This window comes from Serinibacter arcticus, from assembly GCF_004786095.1.
GTDB lineage: Bacteria > Actinomycetota > Actinomycetes > Actinomycetales > Beutenbergiaceae > Litorihabitans > Litorihabitans arcticus.
Genome location: NZ_RHPJ01000003.1, coordinates 126,495 through 152,697, shown reverse-complemented (window position 1 = coordinate 152,697; position 26,203 = coordinate 126,495). Strand labels below are relative to the sequence as shown.

Sequence of the window (26,203 nt, the reverse complement as noted above, 5' to 3'; positions counted from 1 at the left end):
GGGGACAGGTCGGGTCGTGGCGTCGTGCCCCACCGCGACGCGGCACCCTGCCCTAGGCTCGCGACCAGCCGCGAAAGGAGCTCTCGATGAGCCACGAGCCCGCCCCCTCCCCCGACGCCACGCTGGCACGGCTGCGCGCCGAGGCAGCGCAGGCCGACGCCGACGCCGCGGCCGCCCGCGCCACCGCCGCCCGCGCCGCGCTCGCCGCAGCCGAGGCGGAGGCGGCACTCACCGCCCCCGAGCCCGGACGCGCCGCGGGGCAGGAGCCCGAGCTCGTCGTCACGGAGCCCGCCGCTCCGGAGTCCGCCACCCCGGAGTCCGCCGCCCCGGAGCCCGCCACTGACGAGACCGCCGTCGACGCGGCACCCGAACCGGCCACCCCGGCCGCCCCCACCGGCTACCCCGCCGAGGTCGCCGCCGCCTACACCTTCCCCGGCGGCTCGCTGCCCCTGGGCGCCCTGCTGGTGGACGGCGAACCCGAGCCCGACGCGCAGGTCGCGTTCTCGCTCGGCATGCTCAACCGCCACGGTCTCGTGGCCGGCGCGACCGGCACCGGCAAGACCCGCACGCTGCAGGCGATGGCCGAGGGCCTGTCCGACGCCGGGGTCCCCGTCTTCGTCGCGGACGTCAAGGGCGACCTGACAGGCCTGCTGGCGCCGGGGACGCCGTCGGACAAGCTGCTCGCGCGCACGGCGTCGATCGGCCAGGACTGGACCCCGACCTCCTACCCGGTCGAGCTGTTCTCCCTCGGCGGGCTGGGTCACGGCGCCCCGATCCGCACCACCGTGACCGACTTCGGGCCGCTGCTGCTGGCCAAGGTGCTGGGCCTGAACGACACGCAGGAGTCGAGCCTCGGGCTGATCTTCCACTGGGCTGACACCCAGGGTCTCGCCCTCCTGGACCTCAAGGACCTGCAGGCCACCATCGCGTTCCTCACCTCCGACGAGGGCAAGGGCGAGCTCACGGGCATCGGGGGCGTCTCGGGGGCGACGGCGGGCGTGATCCTGCGCGAGATCGTCGCGCTGCAGGCTCAGGGTGCCGACGCGTTCTTCGGCGAACCGGCCTTCGCCACGAGCGATCTGCTGCGTACCGCCGCCGACGGCCGCGGCGTCATCTCCGCCCTGGAGCTGCCCGCCGTCGCCGACCGCCCCGCGCTGTTCTCCACGTTCCTCATGTGGCTGCTCGCCGACCTGTTCTCCGAGCTGCCCGAGGTCGGCGACCTCGAGAAGCCACGCCTGGTGTTCTTCTTCGACGAGGCGCACCTGCTGTTCACGGACGCCTCGAAGGACTTCCTCGCGCAGGTCACGCAGACCGTGCGGCTGATCCGCTCCAAGGGCGTCGGCATCGTCTTCGTCACGCAGACGCCCAAGGACGTCCCGGCGGACGTGCTCGCCCAGCTCGGCAACCGGGTCCAGCACGCGCTGCGCGCCTTCACACCGCAGGACGCCGCCGCGCTCCGGGCCGCCGTCCGCACCTACCCCACCTCCCCGTACGACCTCGAGAAGCTGCTGACCTCGCTCGGCACGGGTGAGGCCGTCGTGACCGTGATGTCGGAGAAGGGCGCCCCCACACCGGTCGCCTGGACCCGCATCCGGGCACCGCGCTCGGCGATGGACGTGGCGCCGGACGGCGTCATCACCGCCGCGATCGCGGCGTCGCCCCTGAACGAGCGCTACGCCGTCGCCGTCGACAACGAGTCCGCCTACGAGATCCTCGCGAGGCGCGTCGCGCTGCAGGAGCAGGCCGAGGCGGCCGAGCAGCAGCGCGTCGCGGCGGAGAAGGAGGCCGCCGTGCGCGCCAAGGAGGCCGAGAAGGAGGCCAAGGCCCGGGCCAAGGAGCTGGAGCAGATGCGCAAGGACCTCGAGCGCACGTCGCGGAGCGAGTCGCGGTCGTCGGCGGGGCGGTCGACGTCGTCGCGCACCAGCCGCTCCGCCTCGCCGCTGGACAACTTCCTGAAGTCGGCGGGGACGCAGCTCGGGCGCGAGATCACCCGCTCGATCTTCGGGACCCGCCGGCGCTGAGGCTCAGCGCGCGGCGAGGACGGTCGGGATCAGGATCGGCGCGTTCACGAGCAGGTGCGTCAGCATCGCGGCCACGAGGTTGCGGCGCACGAGTGCGACCGTGACGAGTGCGAGCGTGCCGGCGAGCTGGTGCAGGAGCCAGGACGGTCCGAACACGAGCACGTGGGGGACGACGAAGACCGCCAGGCTCACCCCAGCCCCTGCCAACCGGGACCGCAGGATCGCCCCGACCCGCTCGGCCAGGTAGCCCCGGAAGACGACCTCCTCCGTGACCGCCGCCGTGACGATCAGGACGATGACGCCGCCCACCCCCAGCCCGGTGACGGCGTCGATCCCGTCGTTCTGCCCCTGCGGCCAGAACGTCCCGGCCAGCCACGACCACGTCATGGCCGCTCCGAACGCGTAGACCGCGAACGTCACGTCGGGGCCGGTGGGCCGCACGAGCAGCATCGACGCGAGCCGCCGACGCTCCAGGAGGATGACGACGGCGAGCAGCAGCAGCGCCCCACCCCACTTCCACCACGTGGTCGACGCCGGTCCGGTCAGTCCCCCGCTGAGGTCGAGCCCGGGCAGGAGGCGTCTCGCGCCGGCGTCGTAGACCAGCACGACGACCGCCAGCCCCGCGATCAGGGCGACCACGTCCCTCGCCCCTGCCCTAAAGACGGGGGCGTCCACCCGCGACCAGAATCCGTGCGCGGATCTCACCACCGCCGTTCTTCGCGCCTCGACCATGCCGGTAGAGTAGCCGCTCTAGAGCGTTCGCTCTAGAGAAGGAGATGAACCATGTCCGAGGAGAACCGGCGGGCGGTCCTCGCGGCCGCGGCGGCCGCCATCGGTGAGCTGGGCTACCAGCGCGCCACGACCCGGGAGATCTGCCGCAGGGCCGGAGTCTCCTCGGGCACGTTCTTCCACTACTTCCCCAGCAAGCTCGCGGTGCTCCGCGGCATCCTCGCCGAGGACCTCGCCGAGGCCACCACCACCTGGCAGCAGCGCCTCGCGGCGGCCGAGCGCGACCCCGACGGCGCCCTGGACGCCTGGTTCGGGGACGTGGTCGCCGAGGCCGACGACCCGGGGATCGCCGCGTTCGCGGCGGCCATCGCCGGCGCCGGAGACGATCCCGAGGTGTCGAACCTGCTGGAGGGACGCTCCCGCCTGGACCTCGAGGGCCTGACGGCGGTGGTGGGGCTCGGCCGGAGCGCGGCCTCCTGGCACGGCACCCGCGCGGCCGACCGGACGGCCGCGCTCCTGGCGATCGTGGCCGACGGGATCGCCACGCGCGCCATCGAGGATCCCGCACTCGACGTGGCCGACATCCGTGGCGATCTGCACGAGGTGGTCGACGCCGTCGTCGGGCGAACGGGACGATCACGCCCGAGTGCATGAGTATGCAGGAGTCTGTATAAGATGAGGTCATGTCCAAGGTCCTCACCTCCCTGCCCGTCGGCGAGCGCGTCGGTATCGCGTTCTCCGGCGGCCTCGACACCTCCGTCGCCGTCGCCTGGATGCGCGAGAAGGGTGCCGTTCCCTGCACCTACACCGCCGACATCGGGCAGTACGACGAGCCCGACATCTCCGGTGTCCCCGACCGGGCGAAGGCCTACGGTGCCGAGATCGCCCGCGCGATCGACTGCAAGCCGCAGCTCGTCGAGGAGGGGCTGAGCGCCATCCAGTGCGGGGCGTTCCACATCCGCAGCGGCGGCCGCTCCTACTTCAACACCACGGCGATCGGCCGCGCCGTCACCGGCACGCTCCTGGTGCGCGCGATGCACGAGGACGGCGTCGACATCTGGGGCGACGGCTCGACCTTCAAGGGCAACGACATCGAGCGGTTCTACCGCTACGGCCTGCTCGCCAACCCCGACCTGCGCATCTACAAGCCGTGGCTCGACGCCGCGTTCGTCACCGAGCTGGGCGGCCGGGCCGAGATGAGCCAGTGGCTCTCCGAGCGAGACCTGCCCTACCGGGACAGCAAGGAGAAGGCCTACTCCACGGACGCCAACATCTGGGGCGCCACGCACGAGGCCAAGACGCTGGAGCACCTCGACGTCTCGCTCGAGACCGTCGACCCGATCATGGGCGTGAAGTTCTGGGACAGCAGCGTCGCGATCGAGAGCGAGGACGTGACCATCGCGTTCGTGCGCGGACGTCCCGTCGCGATCAACGGGCGCGACTTCTCCGGCGACGCCGTCGCCCTCGTCCACGAGGCCAACACCATCGGTGGGCGGCACGGCCTGGGGATGTCCGACCAGATCGAGAACAGGATCATCGAGGCGAAGTCGCGCGGCGTCTACGAGGCGCCCGGGATGGCGCTGCTGTGGATCGCGTACGAGCGGCTCGTCAACGCCGTCCACAACGAGGACACGATCGCCAGCTACCACAACGAGGGCCGACGCCTCGGTCGCCTGATGTACGAGGGCCGGTGGCTCGACCCGCAGGCGCTCATGACGCGCGAGGCGATCCAGCGCTGGATCGCCTCCCTCGTCACGGGCCAGGTCACGCTGCGTCTGCGCCGTGGCGAGGACTACACGATCCTCGACACGCGGGGCGAGAACTTCTCCTACCACCCGGACAAGCTCTCGATGGAGCGCACCGAGAACGCCGCGTTCGGTCCGACCGACCGCATCGGCCAGCTCACGATGCGCAACCTCGACATCGCCGACTCGCGCGGCAAGCTCGAGCTGTACGCCACCCAGCCGCTCGACCAGGGCCAGGTCCTGGTGGAGCACGGCACGCTGCTCGGCACGCTGCCCCCCGGCGGCGTGGAGAAGATCACGTCGCGTTCCCGCGGCGACAACGCGGACGAGAGCGCGATCGAGTCGGCCTCGTTCGAGTTCGGCGCCGACTGAGCCGATCCCCCAGCGCCGAGAATGACCAGGGCTGCCCTATCCACGCGATAGAGCAGCCCTGGTCATTCTCGGCTGGACGTTCGGGGAGTCAGCGCAGCTCGACCCGGCCCGCCGGTCCCTCGACGGTCAGCACCAGCGCGAACGCGTCGGCCTGCACGATCTCCGTGTCGATCCCGAGCGTGGCGTACGTCTGCGCCAGCGTGGCGGCGTCGGGGTGCTCCACGCGCACCGCGAGCAGCTCGAGCGTGGGGATGTCGCCCAGGCCGGGCTGCGCCGTCGTGCCCCAGTCGATGAGGAACGGGATCGCGGGGTCCTTGTCGCGGCGCTCGCCGCGCGTCAGGCGCCACTCGAGCAGGTCGCCCGACGGCGTCCGGCGCGACAGCGGCTGGATCGCGCCCAGGTCGACACCGGCGTCGGCCGCGGCCCGCGCCGTCGCCTCGATGTCGGCCGGGTGGATCGCGAACGTGGCGACGGCGGGCGCGGTCCGCTCCTTGATCGAGAACGTCTCGATCTGGCTCGCCTCGCGCTCGCCCTCCGGGTCGGGACCGATGACCTCGAGGTAGTGCGGCACGCGCGCGCCGTCGATCGTGAACGCGATCAGCGCGTTCGCCGTACCGGTCGGGTGCTTGCCGCCGGGCGCGGCGCGCACGCCCGTGAGGCGCTCGACGGCGTCGATCGCCTCGGCGAGGTCGGGTCCGGCCAGGACCACGTGGTCCAGGTCGGCGGGGATCGTGGACTGCTGCGTGCTGTCGGTCACGGGTGTCTCCAGGGGTGGGGTCGGACGATGGTGCGGGAACGGGACGAGGGTCAGGCGCCGGGCGGGCTCGGGAACGTCGGCCACGGCGCGAGGGGCACGAGGTCTCCCACGCGCACCGGGTCGCCGAGCGCCCGGAAGTCGGCCCACGCCGCCTCGCGGAGCGCGTCGTCGGTGAGGACGTCCGCGACGGTCGCCGCGAGACCGAACGAGGAGTCCGCGATGGCGCGCTCGCCGTCGGGCGTCAGGGTGGAGTCGGCCCGCTCGCGCGAGTGGCCGGGGATGTCCGGGTCGCCGATCTTCACGACCGGCTGGATCGTGGGCAGCACGTGGCTGACGTTGCCGATGTCGCTCGATCCGACGGCGGCCGCCTCGTGCAGCACCGGCAGCACCTCGCGGCGACCCGCGAGGTTGGTGGCGTAGCGCTGCGCCAGCGACGTGGCGGTGCGGTGCGGCAGGTAGATGGGCTCGTCGTCCCACACGACGTCGACCTCGACGCCGGCGGTCAGGGCGGCGCCGCGGAACGTCGCCTCGACGCGGTCCGACAGCGCGATGAGGCCCTCGACCGTGCGCGAGCGCAGGAAGAACTCCAGCACGGCCCGCTCGGGCACGATGTTCGGCCGGGTGCCCGCCTCGAGGAAGACGCCGTGGATCCGGTCGGTCGTGAGGATGTGCTGCCGCAGCTGCGCGATGGCCTGGTAGGCGGTGACGGCGCCGTCGAGCGCGTTGCGGCCCAGGTGCGGGTTGGCCGAGGCGTGCGCCGTGCGGCCGCGGAACGTGGCCACGACCTGCCGCTTGGCGGCCGACGGGCCGGCCGCGACGTCCTGCCCGCCCGGGTGCACCATCACGGCGGCGTCGTAGCCGTCGAACGCGCCGGCCTGGATCAGCAGCTCCTTGCCGCCGCCGCCCTCCTCGGCCGGGGTGCCCACGAGGGTGACGCCGCCGGGGAGCGGGGCCTCGCCGTCGCGCGCCTCGAACAGCGGCGCCAGCGCGAGGAACGCGCCGAGCGCGGACGCCGCGATGACGTTGTGGCCGCAGCCGTGCCCGACGCCGGGCAGCGCGTCGTACTCGGCCGTGATGGCCGCCTGCGGACCGCTCTCGCGCGTGCCGAGCTGCGCGGTGAACGCCGTCGGGATGCCGCCGGTGCCGCGCTCGATCGCGATGCCCGCGGCCTCGAGCTCGGCGGCGAACGCCTCGACCGAGCGGAACTCGCGGTAACCGAGCTCGGGGTGCTCGTACAGGTCGCGCGAGAAGGCGGTCAGGCGGGGCAGGAGCGCATCGACGGCGTCGCGCAGCCGGTCGTGGTGCGACGGAATCGGGGAGGAGGTCATCCCCCGACGCTAGGCAGCGATCCCCCGCGCCGCCCGATGGGATCCGGACGTACCAGCATCCGGACCCCACCTGCTCACGTCAGGGGACGATGTTGACCAGGCGCGGGGCGCGGACGATCACCTTGCGCGGCGGCGCACCCTGAAGCGTGCGCTGCACCCCCTCGGTGGCCAGCGCGAGCGCCTCGAGCGCGTCGGCCTCGATCGACGGGTCCACCTCGAGCCGGTCGCGCACCTTGCCCGCGACCTGGACGATGCACGTGACCGTGTCCTCCACCAGCAGCTCCGGGTCGGCGACCGGGAACGGGTGGTGCGTGAGGGAGGAGGTGTGCCCGAGCCGCTGCCACAGCTCCTCGGCGATGTGCGGCGCGACCGGCGCCGTCATCAGCACGAGCGCCTCGGCCGCCTCGCGCGGCACCTCGGGCGCCGCAGTGAGGTGGTTGGTCAGCGTGATGAGCTTGGCGATCGCCGTGTTGGGGCGCATCGCGGCGTACTCGACCGTGACGTCCGCGACCGTGCGCGCGACCGCGCGCCGCGTCTCGAGCGCCCCCGCGCCGTCGGCCACCACGACCTCGCCCGTGGTCTCGTCCACGATCGTGCGCCACAGCCGCTGCAGGAACCGCTGGGCCCCGACGACGGCGCGCGTCTCCCACGCCCGCGACTGGTCCAGCGGACCCATCGACATCTCGTACACGCGGAACGTGTCGGCGCCGTAGGAGGCGTACATGTCGTCGGGCGTCACCATGTTCTTCAGCGACTTGCCCATCTTCCCGTACTCGCGGTTGACGCTCTCGCCGTTCCAGGTGAACGTCGGCTCCGCACCCCCGGTGCCGGCGACCTCGACGACCTCCTCGGCCGGCACGTAGACCCCGCGCGCGTCCGTGTAGGCGTACGCCTGGATGTAGCCCTGGTTGAAGAGCTTGTGGAACGGCTCGCGCGAGCTCACCACACCGAGGTCGAACAGGACCTTGTGCCAGAACCGCGAGTACAGCAGGTGCAGGACCGCGTGCTCGACGCCGCCGACGTACAGGTCGACGCCGCCCGTCGTGCCACGGGGGCCGTCGGGCTGCGGGGACATCCAGTAGCGCTCGAGCTCCGGCGCTACGGCGACGTCGGCGTTGGTCGGATCGAGGTAGCGCAGGTAGTACCAGCACGAACCGGCCCAGTTCGGCATGGTGTTGGTGTCGCGGCGGTAGGTGCGCACGCCCTCGCCCAGGTCGAGCTCGACCGTGGCCCACTCCGTGGCGCGGGACAGCGGCGACTCGGGGTCGGAGTCGGCGTCGTCGACGTCGAACGTCCGCGGCGAGAAGTCGGCCACCTCGGGCAGCGCGACGGGCAGCATCGACTCCGGCACGGGGACGACGCGGCCGTCCTCGACGTCGTAGACGACCGGGAACGGCTCGCCCCAGTAGCGCTGCCGGCTGAAGAGCCAGTCGCGCAGGCGGTAGGTGGTGGTGCCGCGGCCGGCGCCCTTCTCCTGCAGCCACGCGATGATCACGCGCTTGGCCTCGGCGACGGGCAGACCGTCGAGCGAGACCTCCGCGTTCGCGGAGTGGACGGCCACGCCGTCGCCCGTCCACGCGGCGTCGGCGACGCCGTCGGGCGCGCCGGAGACGACCTCGCGAATCGGGAGGTCGTAGGCGGTGGCGAACGCGTGGTCGCGCTGGTCGTGGCCGGGGACGGCCATGATCGCGCCGGTGCCGTAGCCCATGAGGACGTAGTCGGCCACGAAGATCGGGAGCGCCTCGCCGTCGACCGGGTTGACCGCGTAGCCCCCGGTGAAGACGCCCGTCTTGGCACCGGCGTCGGCCTGGCGCTCCTCGGGGGTCTTCGCGGCAGCCGCCGCGACGTAGGCGCGCACGGCCTCGGCGGGCGTGGCGGCGTCGCCCGTCCAGCTGGACGGGACGTCCTCGCCCCAGCCCGCGGCGGTCGGGGCGGACAGGAGCTCGTCCACGAGCGGGTGCTCGGGCGCCACGACGGCGTAGGTCGCGCCGAACAGCGTGTCGGGTCGGGTGGTGAACACCGTCAGCGGCTCGGACGCGCCGTCGACGGCGAAGTCCACGTGCGCACCCTCCGAGCGGCCGATCCAGTGCCGCTGCATGATCTTGACCTTCTCGGGCCACTCGAGCTCGTCGAGGTCGGCGACCAGGCGGTCGGCGTAGGAGGTGATCCGCATGACCCACTGGCGCAGGTTGCGCTTGAAGACGGGGAAGTTGCCGCGCTCGGAGCGGCCGTCGGCCGTGACCTCCTCGTTCGCCAGCACGGTCCCCAGGCCGGGGCACCAGTTGACGGGCACGTCGGCGACGAAGGCCAGGCGGTAGCCGGCCAGGACGTCCTCGCGCTCGCGCGGGCTGAGGTCGGACCAGGCCCGGCCGAGGTGCGGCTCCGGCAGGTCCCGCTCACCCGAGGCGAAGGTGGCGACCAGCTCGGCCACGGGGCGGGCGGCGCCCGCGGAACCGTCGGGGGCCGTCGCGCTCGGGTCGAACCAGCTGTGGAAGATCTGCAGGAAGATCCACTGCGTCCAGCGCACGAACTCGGGGTCGGTGGTGGCGAAGCTGCGACGGTCGTCGTGACCCAGGCCGAGGCGGCGGAGCTGGCCGCGCATCACGGCGATGTTCTCGTCCGTGGTGATCGCGGGGTGCTGGCCGGTCTGGACGGCGTACTGCTCGGCGGGCAGGCCGAACGCGTCGTAGCCCAGGGCGTGCAGCACGTTCTTGCCGCGCATGCGCTCGAACCGGCCGGTGACGTCGGTGGCGATGTAGCCCAGAGGGTGACCGACGTGCAGCCCCTTGCCGGAGGGGTAGGGGAACATGTCCATGACGAAGAAGGACTCGCCGGGGACCTGCGCCCCCTCGGTGCGCTCGCTGAGGTCGCCCACCGGGTTCGGCGCCTCGAAGGTCCCCTCCGCCTGCCACCGCTCCTGCCACGCGAGCTCGATGGTGTTCGCCAGCTCGGGCGTGTAGCGGAAGGGCGGGGTGGTGGCGCCCTGCCCGGTCGTCTCGGCCTGCGCGACCTGCTCAGTCATCAGTTGTCCTTCGTCGTGGCGTCGGGGCAAAAAGAGACCCCCCGCGAGGGCGGGAGGTCGGCCGCGCTGGTGCGACGCAGGCTCCCGGAATCGCAGGAGCGCGGCGTCCGCCGAGGTCAGCGCGGCTGGGGAAGCACCCGACGAGTCATGCGCCCATCCTAGTCCGGCCCGGGACGACGGCGTCGGCCAGCTCGACCGCGCTGCGGGCGATGCGCGCCGCGAGCTCGGGGACCGGCCGCGAGCCCAGGACGAGGTCGTCCGGCGTCGCCACGATCGTGGTCGGGAGCGTGAGTGCGCCGAAGTAGGACATCAACGGGCGCATGGCGTGCTCCGTGACGAGCGTGTGGCGCGTCGTGCCGGACGTGGCCGCGAGCGCCGTCGGGATGCCGCGCAGCGACCCCGGCTCGAGGAGGTCGAGCACCGCCTTGAACACGCCCGCGTACGAACCGCGGAACACGGGCGAGGCGACGACGAGCGCGTCGGCCTCCTCCAGGTGGCGCAGCGCGGCGTCCAGGTGGGGCTCCCGGAGCCCTCCGACGGTCTCGCTCGCCGCCGCGACGGCGACGTCGCGCACCTCCACGACGCTCACCTCGACGTCGTCGACACCGCGCTCGCGCAGCTGCGCAGTGGCGGCGTCGAGCACGAGCCGCACCACGGTCGTGGTGCTGGAGGGCGCCCCCACGCCGCCGGAGAGTCCGACCAGTCTCATCGTGTCCTGCCTTCCGTGGTGCTGCTGCTCGTGCCGCTGGTGACGGTGCTGGTGCTGGTGCTCGTGTTGGCCGCGCGCACCTTGCCGAGCAGGCGGGCGAGGGTCGTGATCTCGGCGTCGCTCAGACCGGCGGCCATCGCGTCGGTGATGCTGCGAACGTGTCGGCGGGCCGCCTCGCGCTGGAGCGTGCGCCCCGCGTCGGTGAGGCGTACCAGCACGCCGCGGCCGTCGTCGGGCGTCGGGCAGCGGCTCAGCAGGCCGCGGCGCTCCAGCCGCTCGACGATCCGGCTCATGCTCGGCTGCGGGAGGGAGGACGCCTGGGCCAGGAAGCCCAGCCGGGCCTCCTCGCCGTCGGCCTCGGCGAGCGAGAGGAGCACGTCGTACTCGCGCGGCGCGAGGTCGCCGAAGTCGCCCGCGGTCTCGAACCGCCGCATCAGCAGCGTCGAGGTCCGCAGGATCTCGCTCCAGGCGCGCGTGGCGCCGGCGCGGCTGGTCACCGGCCGCCGACCAGGGCGCCGTCGACGAGACCGGGGGTCTCGTGCGCGTCATCGGTGGACGACGGCGCGGCGTCGACCGGGGCTGCCGTCTCGGCTGCACGCCTCGCGGCCACGCGGTCGGCGTGGGTCGGGCCGCCCGGGACGTCGGCGGGGCGCAGCGCGTCGAGCTCGCGGCGCAGCACGGGGATCACGTGCTCGCCCAGCAGGTCGAGCTGCTCGAGCACGGTCGCGAGCGGGAGCCCGGCGTGGTCGATGAGGAACATCTGGCGCTGGTAGTCGCCGAACGTCTCGCGGAAGGTCAGGGTCTTGTCGATGACCTCCTGCGGCGACCCGACCGTCAGCGGTGTCATGTCCGTGAAGTCCTCGAGGCTCGGGCCGTTGCCGTACACCGGCGCGTTGTCGAAGTACGGACGGAACTCGCGCACCGCGTCCTGCGAGTTCTTCCGCAGGAACACCTGACCGCCGAGACCGACGATCGCCTGGTCCGCACGGCCGTGGCCGTAGTGCTCGTAGCGCTCGCGGTAGAGCCCGATGAGCTTAGCGAAGTGCTCCTTCGGCCAGAAGATGTGGTTCGCGAAGAAGCCGTCGCCGTAGTAGGCAGCGAGCTCCGCGATCTGCGGCGTCCGGATCGAGCCGTGCCACACGAAGGGGGCGACGCCGTCGAGCGGCCGCGGGGTGGAGGTGAAGCTCTGCAGCGGCGTGCGGAAGCGACCCTCCCAGCTCACGGTGTGGTTGTCCCACAGCTCGCGCAGCAGCTGGTAGTTCTCCACGGTCAGCGGGAGCGCGTTGCGGCCGTCCTGACCGAACCACGGATAGACCGGCGAGGTGTTGCCGCGGCCGAGCATGAGGTCCATCCGGCCGTCGGACAGGTGCTGCAGCATGGCGTAGTCCTCGGCGATCTTCACCGGGTCGTTCGTCGTGATGAGCGTGGTGGAGGTCGACAGGATGAGGCGCGAGGTCTGGGCGGCGAGATAGCCCAGCATCGTGGTGGGCGAGCTGGGCACGAACGGCTCGTTGTGGTGCTCACCGGTGGCGAAGACGTCCAGACCGACGTCCTCGGCGTGCTTGGCGATCGTCATCATCGCCTTGATGCGCTCCGCCTCGGTGGGGGTGTGGCCCGTCGTCGGGTCCGTCGTGACGTCCCCGACCGAGAAGATCCCGAACTGCATGCCGCTCATGGCGTCCTCCGTCGACTCTCTGATTCATGCATCTGCATGGACTATGGGGGTCAACGGGCGCTCGTGTCCAGGTATTCCCGCACGACGCCGCACTCCGTGACGACGCCGCGCGCACCGGCGACCAGCCCGTCCGACCACCCCTCGAGCTTTCGCGATCGTTCGTGTCCTTCTCAAGGACACGAACGATCTCAAGTCTTCGCGCCCGGTCAGCGCGACGAGCCCGGCCAGCGCGCCGCGGCCGGCCGGGGCGAAGCCGGACGGCCCGGGACCCGGGGTCAGCTCGAGGCGGCGGGTGACAGATCGGCGTCGACCGACGTGGTCGGCATCTCTGGGAACGCCTCCCACGGTGTCAGCGTGACGGCCTGGTCGGGGTCGATGCGCACCTCGCGCAGCGCGGCGGGCCGCTGGTTGGCGCGGTCGTAGAGCAGCACCGACACGGTCGCCTGCGCGGGGAGCGTGCCGAGCGTGAGCTGGCCCGCCGTCGCGCCACCGCTGGAGGCCATGCCGTAGAACAGTCCGAGACCCTGCTGGAACGGCCCGACCCGACGGTGCAGGTGGCCCGACAGCTCGAGCACGATGCACCCGGACGGCATCACGCGGTTGCCGACGTAGGGGTCGTGGATCGCGAGGATGTCCACGCGCGAGCTCGGGTCGTCGGGGTCGAAGCCGGCGCACGCGGCGTCGGTCAGCGTGGTCGCGGCCTCGGTCTTGGTCGCGAACTCCTGCTTGCCCAGGGTGACGGAGGTCAGCCGCGGATCGCGGTCGCCGACGATCCGCACGCCCTCGACCTCGACGACACCGCCGTCCAGCACCGTCCAGCCGCGCTGGCGCTCCTGGTCACCCGTGAGCATGGAGTCGTGGTTGCCGTCCGCGACCACGACGGGGAAGTCCGTCAGCTCGTCGGCGATCGCGTCCACGCACAGCTGCTCCGGTCCGGAGCCACCCATCGTCGTGTCGCCCAGGTTGAGCACGAGATCCGCCTGCGCCTGGCGCGCGACCTCGCCCATCACCCGCCCCATGCCCGTGTTGCAGTGGTTGTCGGAGACCAGGACCATCGTGACGAGATCGGGCTCGAGCTCCTCACGGGCGGCGCGGGACGGGGTCGGGGTCGAGGTCGGCGTGCCGGACCGCGTCGCGTCGTCGGCGGACGTCTCGTCCTCGAGGGGAGCGTCGGCGTCGGGGGACGTCTCGTCCGCATCGGCGGACGTCTCGGCGTCCGCGGGCGTCTCGTCCTCGGCCGGCGCGTCGGCGTCGGCGTCGGCGTCGTCCTCCGGCTCCGGCTCAGCCACCACGAGCGGCGCGAGCGGACGCCGCGGCTCGAGCGGTGCGGCGTCGGCGGCGTAGGCCGCGACCACGTTCTCGCGCACGACGTCGTAGTAGGCGGCGTTGCTCCGCACGGTCGCGATGGCGCGTTCGCCGTACGTGTCCACGAGCACCCCCAACCGCCCCGTCACGCGTGCACCGTCCATCGCGCCGCCGAGCTCGGCGAGGACCTGGGACTCGCGCCCCTGCTCCCCCGGCCGCTGCGCGATCCCGGCGACGGGCACCGCGACGACGGCGAGCAGCGTCACCGCGACCAGCGGCGCGACGCCGCGACGGTGCAGCTTGGCGCGCAGCTCCGCCCGCAGCAGCCCGCCCGCGGCGAGCTGCCCGACGGCGATCGTGACGAGAGCGATCGACCACAGGAGCACGGTGCGCGCGACGGCGTCGCTCACCAGCGCCCACACGGCGGTGGTGATCGCACTCTCGGGCTGCGCGAAGAACGCGGCGTAGGCGCTGACGTCGCCGCCGAGGGCGTCCAGCGGGTTGTCGACCTCGGTCAGGGTCGCGGGGATCTCCCCGACGTCGACCTGGACGCCCAGCGGCCACGGCGCCGGCGACTCCAGCAGCAGCGCGCCGAGCGGCCCGAGGTCGATGTCGACCGAGTGCGTCGACGTGACGGCCAGGTCGGCCTCGTGCGGACCGACGGAACCCTCCGCCGTCGCCGTGAAGACACCGATGACCAGCGCGACGACACCCGTCGCGAGCACGACGGCGGTCTGGCGAACGGTGCGGCGCTGCCAGGGGCGGCGCGCGTGCCACCAGCGCGCGAGCGGGCCCCGAGGACGGCGGGTCGAGGTGGCGGGGTCCGAGGCGGGGTCCGGGGCGGATTCCGAGGCGGGCGAAGGCGGGGGCGAGGAGGACATCCCCACCATTCTCCCCCGCCTCCCGCCGGGTGGCCCCCGGTGTCGTATCCTGAGCGGCGGTCACCGCTCGGTGGCCACCCGACCCCCGCACCACCCGGACGGAGACAATGCGCGCCTCCAGCGCGGGCGACCATACGGTCCCCCCCACGACTGACGTCGACACCGACACGGAGGGCGACAGTCCGTCGCCTCGCCCCACGGGGGGTGAGGCAGCATGACCGAAGTACTCCTGCTCGTCCTCGCCATGATCCTCGTGGCCGCCTGCGGCGGATTCGTCGCCGCGGAGTTCGCCTTCATCACCGTGGGCCGCGCCCAGGTGGAGGCCGCAGCAGCCGGCGGTGACAAGCGCTCCGCCTCCGTGCTGTCCGCGCTGCGGACCCTGTCCACCCAGCTCTCCGGAGCCCAGGTCGGCATCACGGTCACCAACCTCGCGATCGGCTTCCTCGCCGAGCCCGCCATCTCCTCCCTCATCCGCCCCGGTCTGCGCGACCTCGGGCTCTCGGAGACCGCCGTCACGACGACGTCGGTCACGATCGGCCTCGTCACCGCCACGGTCGTGACGATGGTCTTCGGGGAGCTCGTGCCCAAGAACCTCGCGATCGCCAGGCCGCTGGCCACCGCGCGCGCCGTCGCCGGCTTCCAGCGCGGCTTCACCCGCGCCATCGCCTGGCCGATCCGGTTCTTCAACGGCACCGCCAACCGCATCCTGCGCGGCATCGGCATCGAGCCCCAGGAGGAGCTCGCCTCGGCCCGCAGCGCCGAGGAGCTCTCCGCGCTCGTCAAGCACTCCGCCAAGCGGGGCACGCTCGCCCTGGACACCGCCGAGCTGGTCGAGCGCTCGCTCGCGTTCGGCGACCGCCGCGCCCGGGACGCCATGACCCCCCGCTCGCGGGTGATCGCGCTGGACTCCACCGACACCGTCGCCGAGCTCATCGAGCGCGCCCGCACCAGCGGCCACTCCCGCTTCCCGGTGCTCGACACCAGCGAGGACACCGAGGGCCACACCGAGGTCGAGGTCCGCGGCGTCGCCCACATCAGGGCCGTCCTGGCGGTGCCGTACGCCGAGCGCGCGACGACCCTCATCGGGGCCTTCCTGCGCCCCGCGATCGTCTGCCCCGACTCGATGCCGCTGGACGAGCTGATGGACGACCTGCGCGCCGGCGGCCTCCAGATGGCCGTGCTGATCGACGAGTTCGACTCCATCGCCGGGCTCGTCACGCTCGAGGACCTCGTCGAGGAGATCGTCGGCGAGGTCCGTGACGAGCACGACGTCGCCGAGGTCGCCGCGAGCGAGGACGTCGACGGAGCCTGGTCCCTGCCGGGCCTGATGCGCACGGACGAGGCGAGCGAGCTCCTGGACGTCGCCGTTCCCGAGGACGAGGCCTGGGACACCCTGGGTGGCCTCGTGACCGCGACGCTCGAGCGCTTCCCCGACGTCGGTGACGTCGCCCTGGTCGCGACCGACCACGTGCCCGGCGTCACCGAGCGCACCGTGCGCCTGGAGGTGCTGGAGCTGGACGGCCGCCGAGTCGAGCGCGTCCGCGTCGAGGTGCTGGCGGAGGACGACCCGTCCTCCCTCCAGAACCGCGACGACGAGGACGAGAGCGATCCCGAGACCGGGAGCGACCCAGAGTCCGTCACCACCCCCGTCACCACGAACGACCCGGAGGCCCAGCGATGAGCGACCTCGCCGGCATCGGCCTCACCGTCGTCCTGCTGATCCTGAACGCGTTCTTCGTCGGCGCGGAGTTCGCGCTGATCTCCGCGCGGCGCACCAAGATCGAGCCGCTTGCGGCCGACGGGAACCGCATCGCGAAGATCACGCTGTACGCGATGGAGCACGTCTCGCTGATGATGGCGGGCGCGCAGCTCGGCATCACGATCTGCTCGCTCGCGCTGGGCTCGATCAGCGAGCCGGCGATCGCGCACCTCATCGAGGTGCCGGCCGCGGCGCTCGGCGTGCCCGAGGCGTGGCTGCACCCGGTCGCCCTGGTCATCGCCCTCTCCCTCGTCACCTACCTCCACGTCGTCTTCGGCGAGATGGTGCCGAAGAACATCGCGCTGGCGGGTCCGGACCGGATGGCCAAGGCGCTCTCGCCGCTCCTCGTGGCGATCGTCTTCGTGCTCTACCCGGTGCTGTGGCTCCTGAACGGCATCGCCAACATCTGCCTGCGCCTGATCCGCGTGACCCCGAAGAACGAGGTGACCAGCGCCTTCACGCGCGACGAGGTCGCGGGTCTCGTGGAGGAGTCGCACGAGGGCGGTCTGATCGAGCTGAACGACGAGAAGCTGCTGCTCGGCGCCCTGCAGTTCGCCGAGCGCGACGTGCGCAGCGTGCTGCTCCCGATGGACCGCGTCCGTACGCTGGAGCCCGACGTCACGCTGGAGGCCGCCGAGGCCGCCTCCGTGCAGGGCTTCTCGCGCTTCCCGGTGCGCGGCGCGAACGGCTCGCTCGCCGGGTACGTCCACATCAAGGACCTGCTGACCGCGGACGAGCACCTGCGCGACAAGCCGATCCCGGCGTCGCTGGTGCGCGAGCTGCCGCGGGTGGGCCCGCGGGACTCGCTGCGCGAGGTGATGGCCGCGATGCAGCGCACCAGCAGCCACCTCGCCGCGGTGCACGACGCCGACAGCACCACCCCCGAGACGCCGCTGGGGATCGTGACCCTCGAGGACGTCCTCGAAGAGCTCGTCGGCGAGATCCGCGACGACTCCCGCCGGCTGGCTGTCAGGGGTAGGTGACGACCACGGGTGACGGCGAGAGCGCGAACAGCTCGCTCGCCGTCACCTCGGTGCTCCCCTGCGCCCAGCCCCACGGACCGTTCCACGGCAGCGCCGTGGCCCTGGCCCAGATCTCCGAGGACGTCACGACGACGGGCGCCGGCGCGGCCGGGTCTTCAGGCGCAGCCTCGGTCTCGGCGGGCGGGGTGACGCCGCCGCCGTCGACCTCGAGCACGACCCCGACCTGCGGTCGGGACGCGTCGATGTTCTGCGGATCGCTCACCGTGCCGTCGGTCGCCAGCCGCACGAGCAGCATCTTCGGCGGCAGCGCCTGGGCGTCCGTCAGGGCGGCCAGGTGCTCCACGACGGCGTTCACCTCGTCGGCCGCGACCACCCCCGCCTGCGACCCCGGCACCTCACCGGGCTGCAGGCGCCACCCCGGTTCGAGGGCGACGCCGACGTTCGGCCGCGCGAGCACCTCGTCGTAGAGCGCGACCTGCTCGACCATGCTCTGCCGACCCGGCTGGAAGGTCAGGAGCACGCTCACGCCCGCGTCGCGCGCGGCGTCGACGAACCCCTCGACGTCCGCCAGCGTGCGCTTGCCCGAGTACGACCCGTCACTGCCGGGGGTGGCGGACGCCACCGTGGTCAGCAGGACCGCCGTCGGGACGACCCTGGAGGAACCGCCCCCCGCAGACCCCGCCAGCGACCGCAGCCGCTCCAGGGTGGCCGACGCGTCCTGCTCGCCGAGGGATCCGAGCTCCGGGGCGCCCGGCGCACCCCGCAGCCCGACGTACACCTTGCCGTCGAGCAGCTCCTGACCGCCGCCCGGAAGGTCGACGCCGGTGGCGGCCACCCGCGCGCGGTAGGCGAACGTCTGCGGGTCCCCGACGTCGCCGACGCCGACGATGCGGTCGGCCCCGAGGCCGAAGAGCGTGGCGATCGCGTTCGGGTCGGACGCGAGGTCGGTCGTGACCACGACGCCGGCCCCCGCCGCCCGCGCCGTGCCGACCGCGGCGATCTGGCCGTCCCCGCCGTCGGAGACGAGGGCGTTGGTCGTGAGCCGCTCGGGCGCGCGAAACGGTGGCAGCCCGGGGAGGTCGGCGAGGTTGCGCGTGGCCTCCTCGGTGGGCTCGGCGGAGTCGGAGGACGCGGCCGGGGAGTCGGACGGCGGGACGAGCAGCCAGTCGAACGGCTCCTGGGCGGACGCCAGGGCCGCGACCTCTCCCCCGGCCTGCACGACGACCTCGCCCGCGAGGTCGCGGCCGATCACGACCTGCAGACCGTCGAGGTCGTCGGGGGCGGGGACGGCGCGCAGGAACGGCCGGTCGGGCGCCAGCTCGGGGAGGGTCGCGCCGCCGGTCACGAGCACCGTGCGCGTGCCGAGGCGTTCCAGCTCCGTCGCGACGGCGTCGGCCGTGCCCTCCTCCCCCGTCACCAGGACGGGCAGCCCGAGCGTCGTGGCCACGGACGCGGCCCGCAGCTGCGCGTCGGCCTCCGGCGGCGTGATCACGACGATCTCGGCCGAGGCGAAGTACGCCTCGCTGGCGGCGATCGCCAGCGCCGTGGCCCCGTCACCCTCGAGCACGGTGACACCCTCGGGCGGGTCCTGCGTGGCGGCACCGATGGTGACGTCCGTCGGAGGGTCCGCCGTCAGCACCACCTCGCCCGTGCAGCCCGCGAGCACCGCGGTCGCGGCGGTGATCGCGAGGAGGGCGCGCAGGCGGGCGAGGCGGGGCACGACGATCAGCCTCGCTGGTCGTCCAGGTGGGGCAGCAGCACGTCGCCGAGGAACGCGGCGGTGTCCTCCCAGCCGTGGACGGCGTGGCAGCGGACGCCGAGGTCCAGCACGGGTCGGTCGTTGCCGCCCTCGTCGAGCCGGTCGCCGACGAACACCATCTCCGCGAGCGGCACCCCGGCCAGGTCCACGAGCGCGCGCATCCCGGTGGCCTTGTCGACGCCGCGCCGGGTGATGTCCACGGACGTCGACCCGCCCGAGCGGACCTCGAGGCCCGGCAGATCGGCGGCGACGGCGTCGCGCAGGGCCGACTTGCGCGACCCGGTCGGGTCCCAGGCAGCCTTGGCGGCCACGGGCGCCTGCTGTCCGAGGGCCGAGAACGTCACCTGCGAACCGCGGTCCTCCAGCACGTCGCCCCAGGTCTCGGTCTCCCACAGCCCGAGCTCCTCGGCCCTCGTCCGCAGCGACGCCAGGGCGCTGTCGCGCTCGTCGGCCGTCAGCGTGTGGGCGTAGACCTGGCCGAACCCGGTTCCGTCCCAGCGGTAGTACTGCGTGCCGCAGGTCGGCATGAGGTGCAGGCGCTGCGCGAGCTCCGGCGTGAGGTCGAGGCGCTCGAGCAGCTGCTGCTGGAACTGGCCGTACTGGCCGCCCGAGATGACGCAGACCGGCACGCGCTCCAGCAGGGAGCGGAGGAGGTCGGCGATCGGGGCGGGCAGCGGGGACTTGGAGGGGGCCAGCGTGTCGTCGAGGTCGAAGGCGACCAACGCGACGGGGGCGGCGTCCAGGCGGACGTCGGGCGTCGTCACTCCTTCTCCTCACCCTTCGCGCCGCGCTCGCGGATGGCGGCGACGTGGGCGAGGAGCTCGATCGCGAACCGGCCCACCAGCAGGACGGCGAGGCCGTAGACCGCGGCCAGGACGAGCGAGAGCACGCCGAACAGGATCTCGCCGACACCGGCGTACTCGCCGAAGTAGAAGAAGGACTCGCTGACGCGCCTCAGGGTGACGCCGGCGGCCACGATGATGACGAGCACCATCGCACCCTTGAGGTGCGACGGGCTGATCAGCTTCGTCACCGAGGTGTCGAACAGGCGCGCGAACGCGCCGGGCTCCTTGGCCGCGGGGGCGGGCCACTGCTGCTGGGCCGGGCCGCCGGGACCGCCGTAGCCGGGGATCTGCGCACCGGGTGCGCCGTAGCCCGCGGGCGGCGGCTGCTGGCCGTGCTGCCCCGGGTGAGGCTGACCCTGCTGGCCCGGCTGACCCTGCTGCGGCTGACCCTGCGGGTACCCGGGCTGCTGACCGTAGCCGGACGGCGCGCCCTGCTGCTGCTGCGAGGCGGGCGACGCGCCCCAGGGGCTCTGCTGCGGGCCGGAGGGGTCGTACGGCTGAGACATGGGGCTCCTCGAGGTGTGCGGCGCGGCTGCTGCCGCTCGCGCAACTTTACTGCGGGGCTCCTCCGACCGGGGGGCTCGCTCGCCGTCGAGACGCCACGCCCTGCGTGAGGAGGATCCCGGCGATCACGACGAGGGCGCCCACGCCCTCGTTCCAGTGCACCTCCTCGGCCAGCACCAGGGCGCCGAGCACGACCCCGACCACCGGCGTGAGGTAGGTGACGCTCGTGGCCAGCGGCGCCCCCCAGGCCCGGATGATGTCGTTGAACCAGATGTAGGCGAGTCCGGTCCCGACCGCGCCGAGCGTGACGATGCTGACCAGCACGGGTGCCGTGAGCGTCATGGGGCTCCGACCGACGGCACCCGCCAGCGCCAGCGCGAGCACGGCGCCGATGGTGATCTGGGTGGCCGCGAGCGTGCGGGAGTCGATGTCCGACCCGCGCAGCAGGCGCCGGCTGAGCACGGCGCCGAGCCCGTAGCAGAAGGTCGCACCCAGGCACGCGAGCTGGCCCAGGACCAGCAGCGATCCGCCCTGCGAGAGGTCGATGCGCCAGGGGCCGGCGACGACCAGCACCCCCAGGAGCGCGAGCACGAAGCCCGCCACCCGGTCCCGGGTCAGCCGTTCCGTGGGCAGCGCCACGATCCCGACCAGCAGCGTCATGATCGGCGTGGTGGCGTTGAAGATGCTGGAGATGCCCGAGGGCAGGTGCTGCGCCGCCCATCCGAACAGGAAGAACGGGACGACGCACAGCAGCACCGACAGCAGCCCGATCCGGGCGAGCAGCCGCGGGTCGCGCGGCCAGGCGCGCCGGCCCGCCGCCATGATCGCCGTGAGCACGAGCGCGCCGAACAGCAGCCGGCCGGCGGTGATCTGGACGGGCGAGAGGCCCTGGACGGCCACCTTCATCAGCAGGAAGCTCGACCCCCAGATCGCCGCGAGCACGACGAACCGGACGACGGCGCCGCGGCGGGTCACGACGGCGACCCGGTGAGGATGGTCAGCACCGCGCCGGCCCCCCGCGGCCCCGCCCGGTAGACGTGCTCGACGTCGCTGGTCCAGGTGTGGTGCTCCCCCGCCGCGAGCGCCGCGCCCGCCCCGACCCGACCCGCCTCGAGCGAGCCCGACGTGACGAGGAGGTGCTCGACCACGCCGGACCCGTGTGCGGGCGAGGTGCGCACCGCACCCGGATCCAGGTCGAGGGCGTAGACCTCGCGGACGGACGACGCCGACCGCCGGGTCTCGAGCAGGACGACGCTCACGCCGTCGTCCGTCACGACCGCCCCGGCGGCGTCGTCCAGGAGGGTGGCCAGCGGGACCCCGAGCGGCGCCGCGAGCGCGTACAGCGTGGCGAGGGTGGGGTTGCGGACCCCGTTCTCCAGCTCCGACAGCGAACCCTTGCCGATCGCGGCGGCCTCGGCGAGGGCGGTCAGGCTGAGACCCCTGGTTCGCCTGACGGCGCGGACGCGCTCGCCGACCCGGGACACGAGGGGATTCACGCGCTCACCCTACGACCGCCCACCGACACCCTTCCCCGGACGTCGGCGTGCCGATCTGCCCGGCCCGCTACGCTCCGTTCCATGAACAGAACCCCTGCGTCGGACGCACGGTCGCGGGTCCACGTGGCCGGCGTCGTGACGGCCGTCGTGGGCATGACGTCGTCGTTCGCCGTCGTGCTCGCCGGGCTGACGGCGGTCGGCGCCTCCCCCGGTCAGGCCGCGTCCGGCCTGCTGGCGCTGTGCGTGCTGCAGGGCCTCGGCACCATCCTTCTGGCGCAGCGGCACCGCACCCCGGTCGTGCTCGCGTGGTCCACACCGGGAGCCGCCCTGCTCGCGGCCGCCGGTGCGGTCGACGGCGGGTGGTCCGCCGCCGTCGGCGCCTTCGCCCTCACCGGGCTCCTCCTCCTGGCCACGGCCGCGATCCCCGCCCTGGGCGACGCCGTCGCGCGCATCCCGGCACCGATCGCCCAGGCGATGCTCGCCGGCGTCCTGGTCCCGCTGTGCCTGACACCCGTGCTGGCGCTCGTGGCGCGCCCGCTCCTTGTCGCCCCGGTCGTGCTCGTGTGGGTCGTGGTGCTCGCCCTCCGTCCCCGCCTGGCCGCTCCCGCGGCGATCGGCGTCGCCCTCGTCGTGGCCCTGGTCGCCGGGATGCGGGACGGCGGCATCACCGGCCCGTTCCTGCCGCACCTGGAGTGGACGACGCCCGGCCTGAGCTGGGCGGCCGTCGTCGGCATCGCCGTCCCGCTGTGGATCGTGACGATGGCGGCGCAGAACGTGCCGGGGGCGGCGGTCCTGGCCTCGTTCGGCTACCGCGCGCCGTGGCGCGAGAGCCTGACCGTGACCGGGGCCGCGACCGTGCTCGGCGCCCCGTTCGGCGGGCACGCCCTCAACCTCGCCGCGATCTCCGCGGCGCTCTCGGCCGGACCCGACGGCGGCGCCGACACCACGCGGCGCTGGCTCGCCGCCCGGAGCGCGGGCGTGACCTACCTGGTGCTCGCGCTGTTCTCGGCGTCGCTGACCGCGGTGGTGCTCGGCGCCCCGGGCGACCTGCTCGTCGCTGCCGCCGGGCTGGCGCTGCTGGGCACGCTCGGCTCGAGCCTGAACGCCGCGGTCAGCTCACCCGTGGGTCGCGAGGCCGCCGTCGTGACGTTCGTGGTCGCCGTGTCCGGCATCACGCTCGGCGGCGTGGGCGCGGCGTTCTGGGCGCTGCTGGCAGGACTGGCGGTGCACGGTGCGCTGCTGCTCACGCATCGGCGGGAGCGACCGGTTCCCTCGACCGCGAGCCCCGACGCCCCCGCGGCACGCTGAGCAGGGCGACCGCCCCGATCACGACGGCGACGCCGAGCCACCCCTGCACGCCCAGGGTCTCGTGCAGCAGCAGGACGCCGAGCGCACCGGCCGTGACGGGTTCCGCCAGCGTCAGCGTCGCGGCCGTCGCGGCGGGCACGTGCCGCAGGCCCGCGGCGAACAGCAGGTAGCCCGCCGCGAGCGTCACGACCCCGAGCCACAGCGCGACGGCGAGGCCCGCGCCCGTGCCGAGCCACGCCGTCGGGCCGGACAGGAGGATCGGGAGCGCGAGCACGGCGCCCGTGCCGAAGACGAGCGAGACGACGCGGACCACGGGCCACCCGGCCTCGAGCAGCATCTTGCTCGCGACGGCGTAGACGGCGTAGCAGACGCCGGCGGCGAGCGACGACGCCAGCCCGGCCGGCCCGACCGTCCCGCCGGGGGTCGCGGCGAGCAGCGCGACGCCGAGGATCGCCACGAGCGTCGCGACCGCCCAGCGCCGCGTGGGGCGCCGACCGAGGACGAGCCACTCCAGGACACCCGCGACGAGCGGTCCGGTGCCGAGGGCGACCAGCGTGCCGACGGCGACGCCGTTCGCCTGCGTCCCCGCGAAGAACGCGGGCTGGTAGCCCACCATCGCGAGCGCCGCGACGGCGACCAGGACGGCGAGGGCGCGGGGTGTGCGGGCGCGCGTGGTCGGCAGCGCGACGTCGGGGCCGGCGCGGCCGGGGCGTCCCCCACGGCTCCTGACCCGACCCCGCGACGCCGCGGAGGCCAGGCCGACGAGCGCGAGCAGCAGCCCCCCGAGCACGAGCCGCGCGGCACCGACCGCGGTCGGGGTGGCGCCGTCGGGCGCGAACGTCTGCGCGGTGCCGGTGGTGCCGAAGCAGATCGCGGCGGCCAGGACCAGGAGCGTCGGGCTCACGGGCACGCCCGTGACGTCGCGAGACCTCGGGGGCGGCGGCCGGGGCGGGGCATGCGCCCATCATGGCGCGCGGCGCCGGGGCGCCCGCGGGACGACCGCAGCGTGGACCCGGGGCGCCGCGCCCCGCACACTGGAGGGATGAGCCAGTGGCGTTTCGACGGCGCGATCCTCGGGGTCGGCAGCACCAGCGGCGTCCGGGCGGTGGTGGGGCTGTGGCGCGAGACGCCGTTCGGCCCGTTCGCCGACGCGATGGTCGCCGACGCCTCGGGGCACCGGACCCTGGTCGCCCCGACGCAGGAGGTCGCGACCTTCATCGCGGAGACCTACTCCTTCGACGAGGTGGTCCTCGCCCCGGTGCGCGCGCGGCTGAGCGGTCGCGACGTGGCGTTCGACGGCGGCGACCTCCACCTGCGGGCCCGGCTCGGCGAGCGCGACCTGCTCGGCCACGCGCTCGCGCTGCTGCCGCGCTCCGTGGCGCGCAGCCCGCGGTTCTCGCGGCTGGTCTCCCCAGCGGCGTACGCCATCGCCGGGGTGCGGACGTTCGGGACGGCCGGTCGGGGCCGGAGCGAGGCGTACGGGGCGACCGACCGCCGCCACGTGCTCGCGCTGGAGGCGACGTGGCGCGGCGAGTCGCTCGGCGACCTCGCCCCGGTCGACCCGCCGGTCCGGTTCGGGTTCAGCTCGACGCCGGCAGCGCCCGGTCTGACGAGCGTCACGACGACCGTCGCCTCCGGCGCACGGCACAGCTCGTGAGTGTCCTCGCCGGCGGACTGCTCCACCGCGACCACGTCCTGACCGTGCCCGTGGACCGGGCCGACCCGACACGCTTCGGGTCGATCGAGGTCTTCGCGCGCGAGGTCGTCGACCCGACGCGCGACGGCGAGGACCTCCCCCTGCTGCTGTTCCTGCAGGGTGGACCAGGCGGCCAGGGTCCGCGTCCCACCGGCGGGGGCTGGCTCGCGACGGCGACGCGCACGCACCGCGTGATCCTCCTCGACCAGCGCGGGACGGGCCGGTCCGGCGCGATCACGTCCGACACGATCGCGGCGTTCCCGGACGCGCGGACCGCGGCTGGGTACCTGGCCCGCTTCCGCGCCGACGCGATCGTCGCCGACGCCGAGGACCTGCGCACCCGCGTGTTCGGCGGCCGGCGCTGGTCGACGCTCGGGCAGTCCTACGGCGGCTTCCTCACGCTGACCTACCTCTCGCGCCACCCCGACGCGATCGAGGCCGCCTACGTCACGGGGGGTCTGCCGGGCATCACGGCCGACGCCGGTGAGGTCTACCGCCGGACGTTCGACCTCCAGGCGGCGCGCAACCGCGAGCTCGCGCAGCGGTTCCCCGACGACGTCGTCGCGCTCGGCTCGCTGGCCGACCGCGTCGAGGCCGCACCGGTCGCGCTCCCCACGGGCGAGCGCCTGACCGCCCGCCGCCTGCAGCTGCTGGGCATGGGCCTGGGGATGAGCACCGGCGTCGAGCAGGTGCACTGGGCCCTGGAGACCGGTCTGGACGCCGACGGGGCGCCCACGCCGTCGCTCCTGGCGACGATCGCGCACGAGACGTCCTTCGCGACCAACCCGCTGTACGCCGTGCTGCAGGAGGTCATCTACCACCAGGGTGCACGCACCCCGGGCTGGGCGGCGCAGACCGAGCTCGACCGGCGCCCGGCGTTCGCGGCGGGTGCTCGACCGCTCCAGCTCACCGGTGAGGCGATCTTCCCGTGGATGTACCGCGAGATCCCCGGTCTGCACGCGTTCGAGGCGGTCGCGCACGAGCTGGCGGCCCGCCCCGAGTGGCCCGCGCTGTACGACGTCGACGCGCTCGCCCGCAACGAGGTCCCGCTCGCGGCCGTGCAGTACCTCGACGATCCGTACGTCGACGTCGACCTCGCCCTCGGCACCGCCCGCGCCGTCGGCAACGCCCAGGTCTGGGTGACGAACGAATACCTGCACGACGGGCTCCGCACGGGCGGCGAGGTGATCCTGCCGCGGCTGATGGACCTCGCCGCCGGGCGGTGGCGCGTCACGGCGCGGTGACCGCCGCTCGACACGTCGTCGCTGCGCGGTACGTTGACCTCCGCGCGCACGGGCGCCCGGGACGA

General features: G+C 73.7%; 22 protein-coding genes. 8 read left to right on the top strand and 14 right to left on the bottom strand.

Translation table 11 applies throughout. The features are described 5' to 3' along the window. The first annotated feature begins 86 nt into the window (after window positions 1–86). A complete protein-coding gene (locus tag SERN_RS09825; RefSeq protein ID WP_135849968.1) occupies window positions 87–2,021 on the top strand; it encodes a helicase HerA-like domain-containing protein in 1,935 nt (644 codons plus the stop codon). Window positions 2,022–2,024: 3 nt separating this feature from the next. Here SERN_RS09825 and SERN_RS09820 read toward each other — a convergent pair whose 3' ends face one another. Then, window positions 2,025–2,660: a CPBP family intramembrane glutamic endopeptidase gene (locus SERN_RS09820; RefSeq protein ID WP_135849967.1), complete on the bottom strand. Its 636-nt coding sequence runs from the start codon at window positions 2,658–2,660 to the stop codon at window positions 2,025–2,027. Between the two features lie 144 nt (window positions 2,661–2,804). On the opposite strand from SERN_RS09820, the gene SERN_RS09815 reads away from it, so the two are divergent. Both SERN_RS09815 and argG read left to right on the top strand, forming a co-directional pair. Next, window positions 2,805–3,404 carry a TetR/AcrR family transcriptional regulator gene (locus SERN_RS09815; RefSeq protein WP_135849966.1) on the top strand — a complete coding sequence of 200 codons (600 nt, stop codon included), beginning with the start codon at window positions 2,805–2,807 and terminating at the stop codon, window positions 3,402–3,404. A gap of 29 nt (window positions 3,405–3,433) precedes the next feature. Then, window positions 3,434–4,867 carry an argininosuccinate synthase gene (gene argG / locus SERN_RS09810; RefSeq protein WP_135849965.1) on the top strand — a complete coding sequence of 478 codons (1,434 nt, stop codon included), beginning with the start codon at window positions 3,434–3,436 and terminating at the stop codon, window positions 4,865–4,867. An 88-nt stretch (window positions 4,868–4,955) separates the two neighbouring features. On the opposite strand, the gene SERN_RS09805 is transcribed toward argG, so the two are convergent. The 7 genes from SERN_RS09805 to SERN_RS09775 form a co-directional block, all read right to left on the bottom strand. Then, window positions 4,956–5,624: a VOC family protein gene (locus SERN_RS09805; RefSeq protein ID WP_135849964.1), complete on the bottom strand. Its 669-nt coding sequence runs from the start codon at window positions 5,622–5,624 to the stop codon at window positions 4,956–4,958. 50 nt (window positions 5,625–5,674) lie between these two features. Next, complete coding sequence (locus SERN_RS09800) at window positions 5,675–6,952, bottom strand: amidohydrolase (RefSeq protein ID WP_135849963.1); 1,278 nt, start codon at window positions 6,950–6,952, stop codon at window positions 5,675–5,677. Window positions 6,953–7,031: 79 nt separating this feature from the next. After that, a complete protein-coding gene (gene leuS / locus SERN_RS09795; RefSeq protein ID WP_135849962.1) occupies window positions 7,032–9,974 on the bottom strand; it encodes a leucine--tRNA ligase in 2,943 nt (980 codons plus the stop codon). Window positions 9,975–10,119: 145 nt separating this feature from the next. Next, the gene (locus SERN_RS09790; protein WP_135849961.1) at window positions 10,120–10,683 is read right to left on the bottom strand and encodes an NAD(P)H-dependent oxidoreductase; all 564 of its coding nucleotides are present in this window, start codon (window positions 10,681–10,683) and stop codon (window positions 10,120–10,122) included. Then, a complete protein-coding gene (locus tag SERN_RS09785; protein WP_135849960.1) occupies window positions 10,680–11,180 on the bottom strand; it encodes a MarR family winged helix-turn-helix transcriptional regulator in 501 nt (166 codons plus the stop codon). Before SERN_RS09785 ends, SERN_RS09790 begins: the two co-directional genes overlap by 4 nt. Beyond that, a complete protein-coding gene (locus SERN_RS09780) occupies window positions 11,177–12,349 on the bottom strand; it encodes an LLM class flavin-dependent oxidoreductase (protein ID WP_135850498.1) in 1,173 nt (390 codons plus the stop codon). The genes SERN_RS09785 and SERN_RS09780 overlap by 4 nt, the downstream gene beginning before the upstream one ends. A 284-nt stretch (window positions 12,350–12,633) precedes the next feature. Next, entirely contained in the window at window positions 12,634–14,544 is a 1,911-nt protein-coding gene (locus tag SERN_RS09775; RefSeq protein ID WP_135849959.1) for a metallophosphoesterase, read from the bottom strand. Window positions 14,545–14,758: 214 nt separating this feature from the next. Between SERN_RS09775 and SERN_RS09770 the strand changes: the two genes are divergently transcribed. Both SERN_RS09770 and SERN_RS09765 read left to right on the top strand, forming a co-directional pair. Next, a complete protein-coding gene (locus tag SERN_RS09770) occupies window positions 14,759–16,225 on the top strand; it encodes a hemolysin family protein (RefSeq protein WP_135849958.1) in 1,467 nt (488 codons plus the stop codon). Continuing rightward, window positions 16,222–17,286 (top strand): hemolysin family protein, encoded by a 1,065-nt coding sequence (locus tag SERN_RS09765; protein WP_135849957.1) that lies wholly within the window; start codon window positions 16,222–16,224, stop codon window positions 17,284–17,286. Before SERN_RS09770 ends, SERN_RS09765 begins: the two co-directional genes overlap by 4 nt. Here the strand turns inward: SERN_RS09765 and SERN_RS09760 are convergent. From SERN_RS09760 to SERN_RS09740, 5 genes are read right to left on the bottom strand one after another with little or no spacing between them, the layout of a single operon-like run. Beyond that, window positions 17,273–19,006, bottom strand: coding sequence for a hypothetical protein (locus SERN_RS09760; RefSeq protein ID WP_135849956.1), 1,734 nt, complete (start codon window positions 19,004–19,006; stop codon window positions 17,273–17,275). The two genes, SERN_RS09765 and SERN_RS09760, sit on opposite strands and share 14 nt — an antisense overlap. A gap of 5 nt (window positions 19,007–19,011) precedes the next feature. Beyond that, a complete protein-coding gene (locus tag SERN_RS09755) occupies window positions 19,012–19,809 on the bottom strand; it encodes an HAD-IIB family hydrolase (protein WP_135849955.1) in 798 nt (265 codons plus the stop codon). After that, on the bottom strand, window positions 19,806–20,396 hold the full coding sequence (locus SERN_RS09750; protein ID WP_135849954.1) for a hypothetical protein: 591 nt from the start codon (window positions 20,394–20,396) through the stop codon (window positions 19,806–19,808). The genes SERN_RS09755 and SERN_RS09750 overlap by 4 nt, the downstream gene beginning before the upstream one ends. Window positions 20,397–20,442: 46 nt before the next feature. Then, on the bottom strand, window positions 20,443–21,369 hold the full coding sequence (locus SERN_RS09745; RefSeq protein WP_199241584.1) for a DMT family transporter: 927 nt from the start codon (window positions 21,367–21,369) through the stop codon (window positions 20,443–20,445). After that, window positions 21,366–21,890 (bottom strand): helix-turn-helix domain-containing protein, encoded by a 525-nt coding sequence (locus tag SERN_RS09740; protein WP_135849953.1) that lies wholly within the window; start codon window positions 21,888–21,890, stop codon window positions 21,366–21,368. The genes SERN_RS09745 and SERN_RS09740 overlap by 4 nt, the downstream gene beginning before the upstream one ends. Before the next feature lie 81 nt (window positions 21,891–21,971). Between SERN_RS09740 and SERN_RS09735 the strand changes: the two genes are divergently transcribed. Then, window positions 21,972–23,198: a benzoate/H(+) symporter BenE family transporter gene (locus SERN_RS09735; protein WP_135849952.1), complete on the top strand. Its 1,227-nt coding sequence runs from the start codon at window positions 21,972–21,974 to the stop codon at window positions 23,196–23,198. Here SERN_RS09735 and SERN_RS09730 read toward each other — a convergent pair. Continuing rightward, window positions 23,134–24,102 (bottom strand): EamA family transporter, encoded by a 969-nt coding sequence (locus SERN_RS09730; RefSeq protein ID WP_233251602.1) that lies wholly within the window; start codon window positions 24,100–24,102, stop codon window positions 23,134–23,136. The two genes, SERN_RS09735 and SERN_RS09730, sit on opposite strands and share 65 nt — an antisense overlap. A gap of 138 nt (window positions 24,103–24,240) precedes the next feature. Between SERN_RS09730 and SERN_RS09725 the strand changes: the two genes are divergently transcribed. Then, the gene (locus SERN_RS09725; protein ID WP_135849950.1) at window positions 24,241–24,855 is read left to right on the top strand and encodes a hypothetical protein; all 615 of its coding nucleotides are present in this window, start codon (window positions 24,241–24,243) and stop codon (window positions 24,853–24,855) included. Continuing rightward, window positions 24,852–26,138 carry an alpha/beta fold hydrolase gene (locus SERN_RS09720; protein ID WP_199241583.1) on the top strand — a complete coding sequence of 429 codons (1,287 nt, stop codon included), beginning with the start codon at window positions 24,852–24,854 and terminating at the stop codon, window positions 26,136–26,138. The genes SERN_RS09725 and SERN_RS09720 overlap by 4 nt, the downstream gene beginning before the upstream one ends. Window positions 26,139–26,203: the final 65 nt, after the last annotated feature.

What these genes read in the sequence shown, in the direction of transcription:
- SERN_RS09780 (WP_135850498.1), bottom strand. Translation starts at nt 12,349, where the DNA reads ATGCAGTTCGGGATCTTCTCGGTCGGGGACGTCACGACGGACCCGACG.
- SERN_RS09800 (WP_135849963.1), bottom strand. Translation starts at nt 6,952, where the DNA reads ATGACCTCCTCCCCGATTCCGTCGCACCACGACCGGCTGCGCGACGCC.
- SERN_RS09735 (WP_135849952.1), top strand. Translation starts at nt 21,972, where the DNA reads ATGAACAGAACCCCTGCGTCGGACGCACGGTCGCGGGTCCACGTGGCC.
- leuS (WP_135849962.1), bottom strand. Translation starts at nt 9,974, where the DNA reads ATGACTGAGCAGGTCGCGCAGGCCGAGACGACCGGGCAGGGCGCCACC.
- SERN_RS09790 (WP_135849961.1), bottom strand. Translation starts at nt 10,683, where the DNA reads ATGAGACTGGTCGGACTCTCCGGCGGCGTGGGGGCGCCCTCCAGCACC.
- SERN_RS09825 (WP_135849968.1), top strand. Translation starts at nt 87, where the DNA reads ATGAGCCACGAGCCCGCCCCCTCCCCCGACGCCACGCTGGCACGGCTG.
- SERN_RS09815 (WP_135849966.1), top strand. Translation starts at nt 2,805, where the DNA reads ATGTCCGAGGAGAACCGGCGGGCGGTCCTCGCGGCCGCGGCGGCCGCC.
- argG (WP_135849965.1), top strand. Translation starts at nt 3,434, where the DNA reads ATGTCCAAGGTCCTCACCTCCCTGCCCGTCGGCGAGCGCGTCGGTATC.
- SERN_RS09765 (WP_135849957.1), top strand. Translation starts at nt 16,222, where the DNA reads ATGAGCGACCTCGCCGGCATCGGCCTCACCGTCGTCCTGCTGATCCTG.
- SERN_RS09775 (WP_135849959.1), bottom strand. Translation starts at nt 14,544, where the DNA reads ATGTCCTCCTCGCCCCCGCCTTCGCCCGCCTCGGAATCCGCCCCGGAC.
- SERN_RS09770 (WP_135849958.1), top strand. Translation starts at nt 14,759, where the DNA reads ATGACCGAAGTACTCCTGCTCGTCCTCGCCATGATCCTCGTGGCCGCC.
- SERN_RS09750 (WP_135849954.1), bottom strand. Translation starts at nt 20,396, where the DNA reads ATGTCTCAGCCGTACGACCCCTCCGGCCCGCAGCAGAGCCCCTGGGGC.
- SERN_RS09725 (WP_135849950.1), top strand. Translation starts at nt 24,241, where the DNA reads ATGAGCCAGTGGCGTTTCGACGGCGCGATCCTCGGGGTCGGCAGCACC.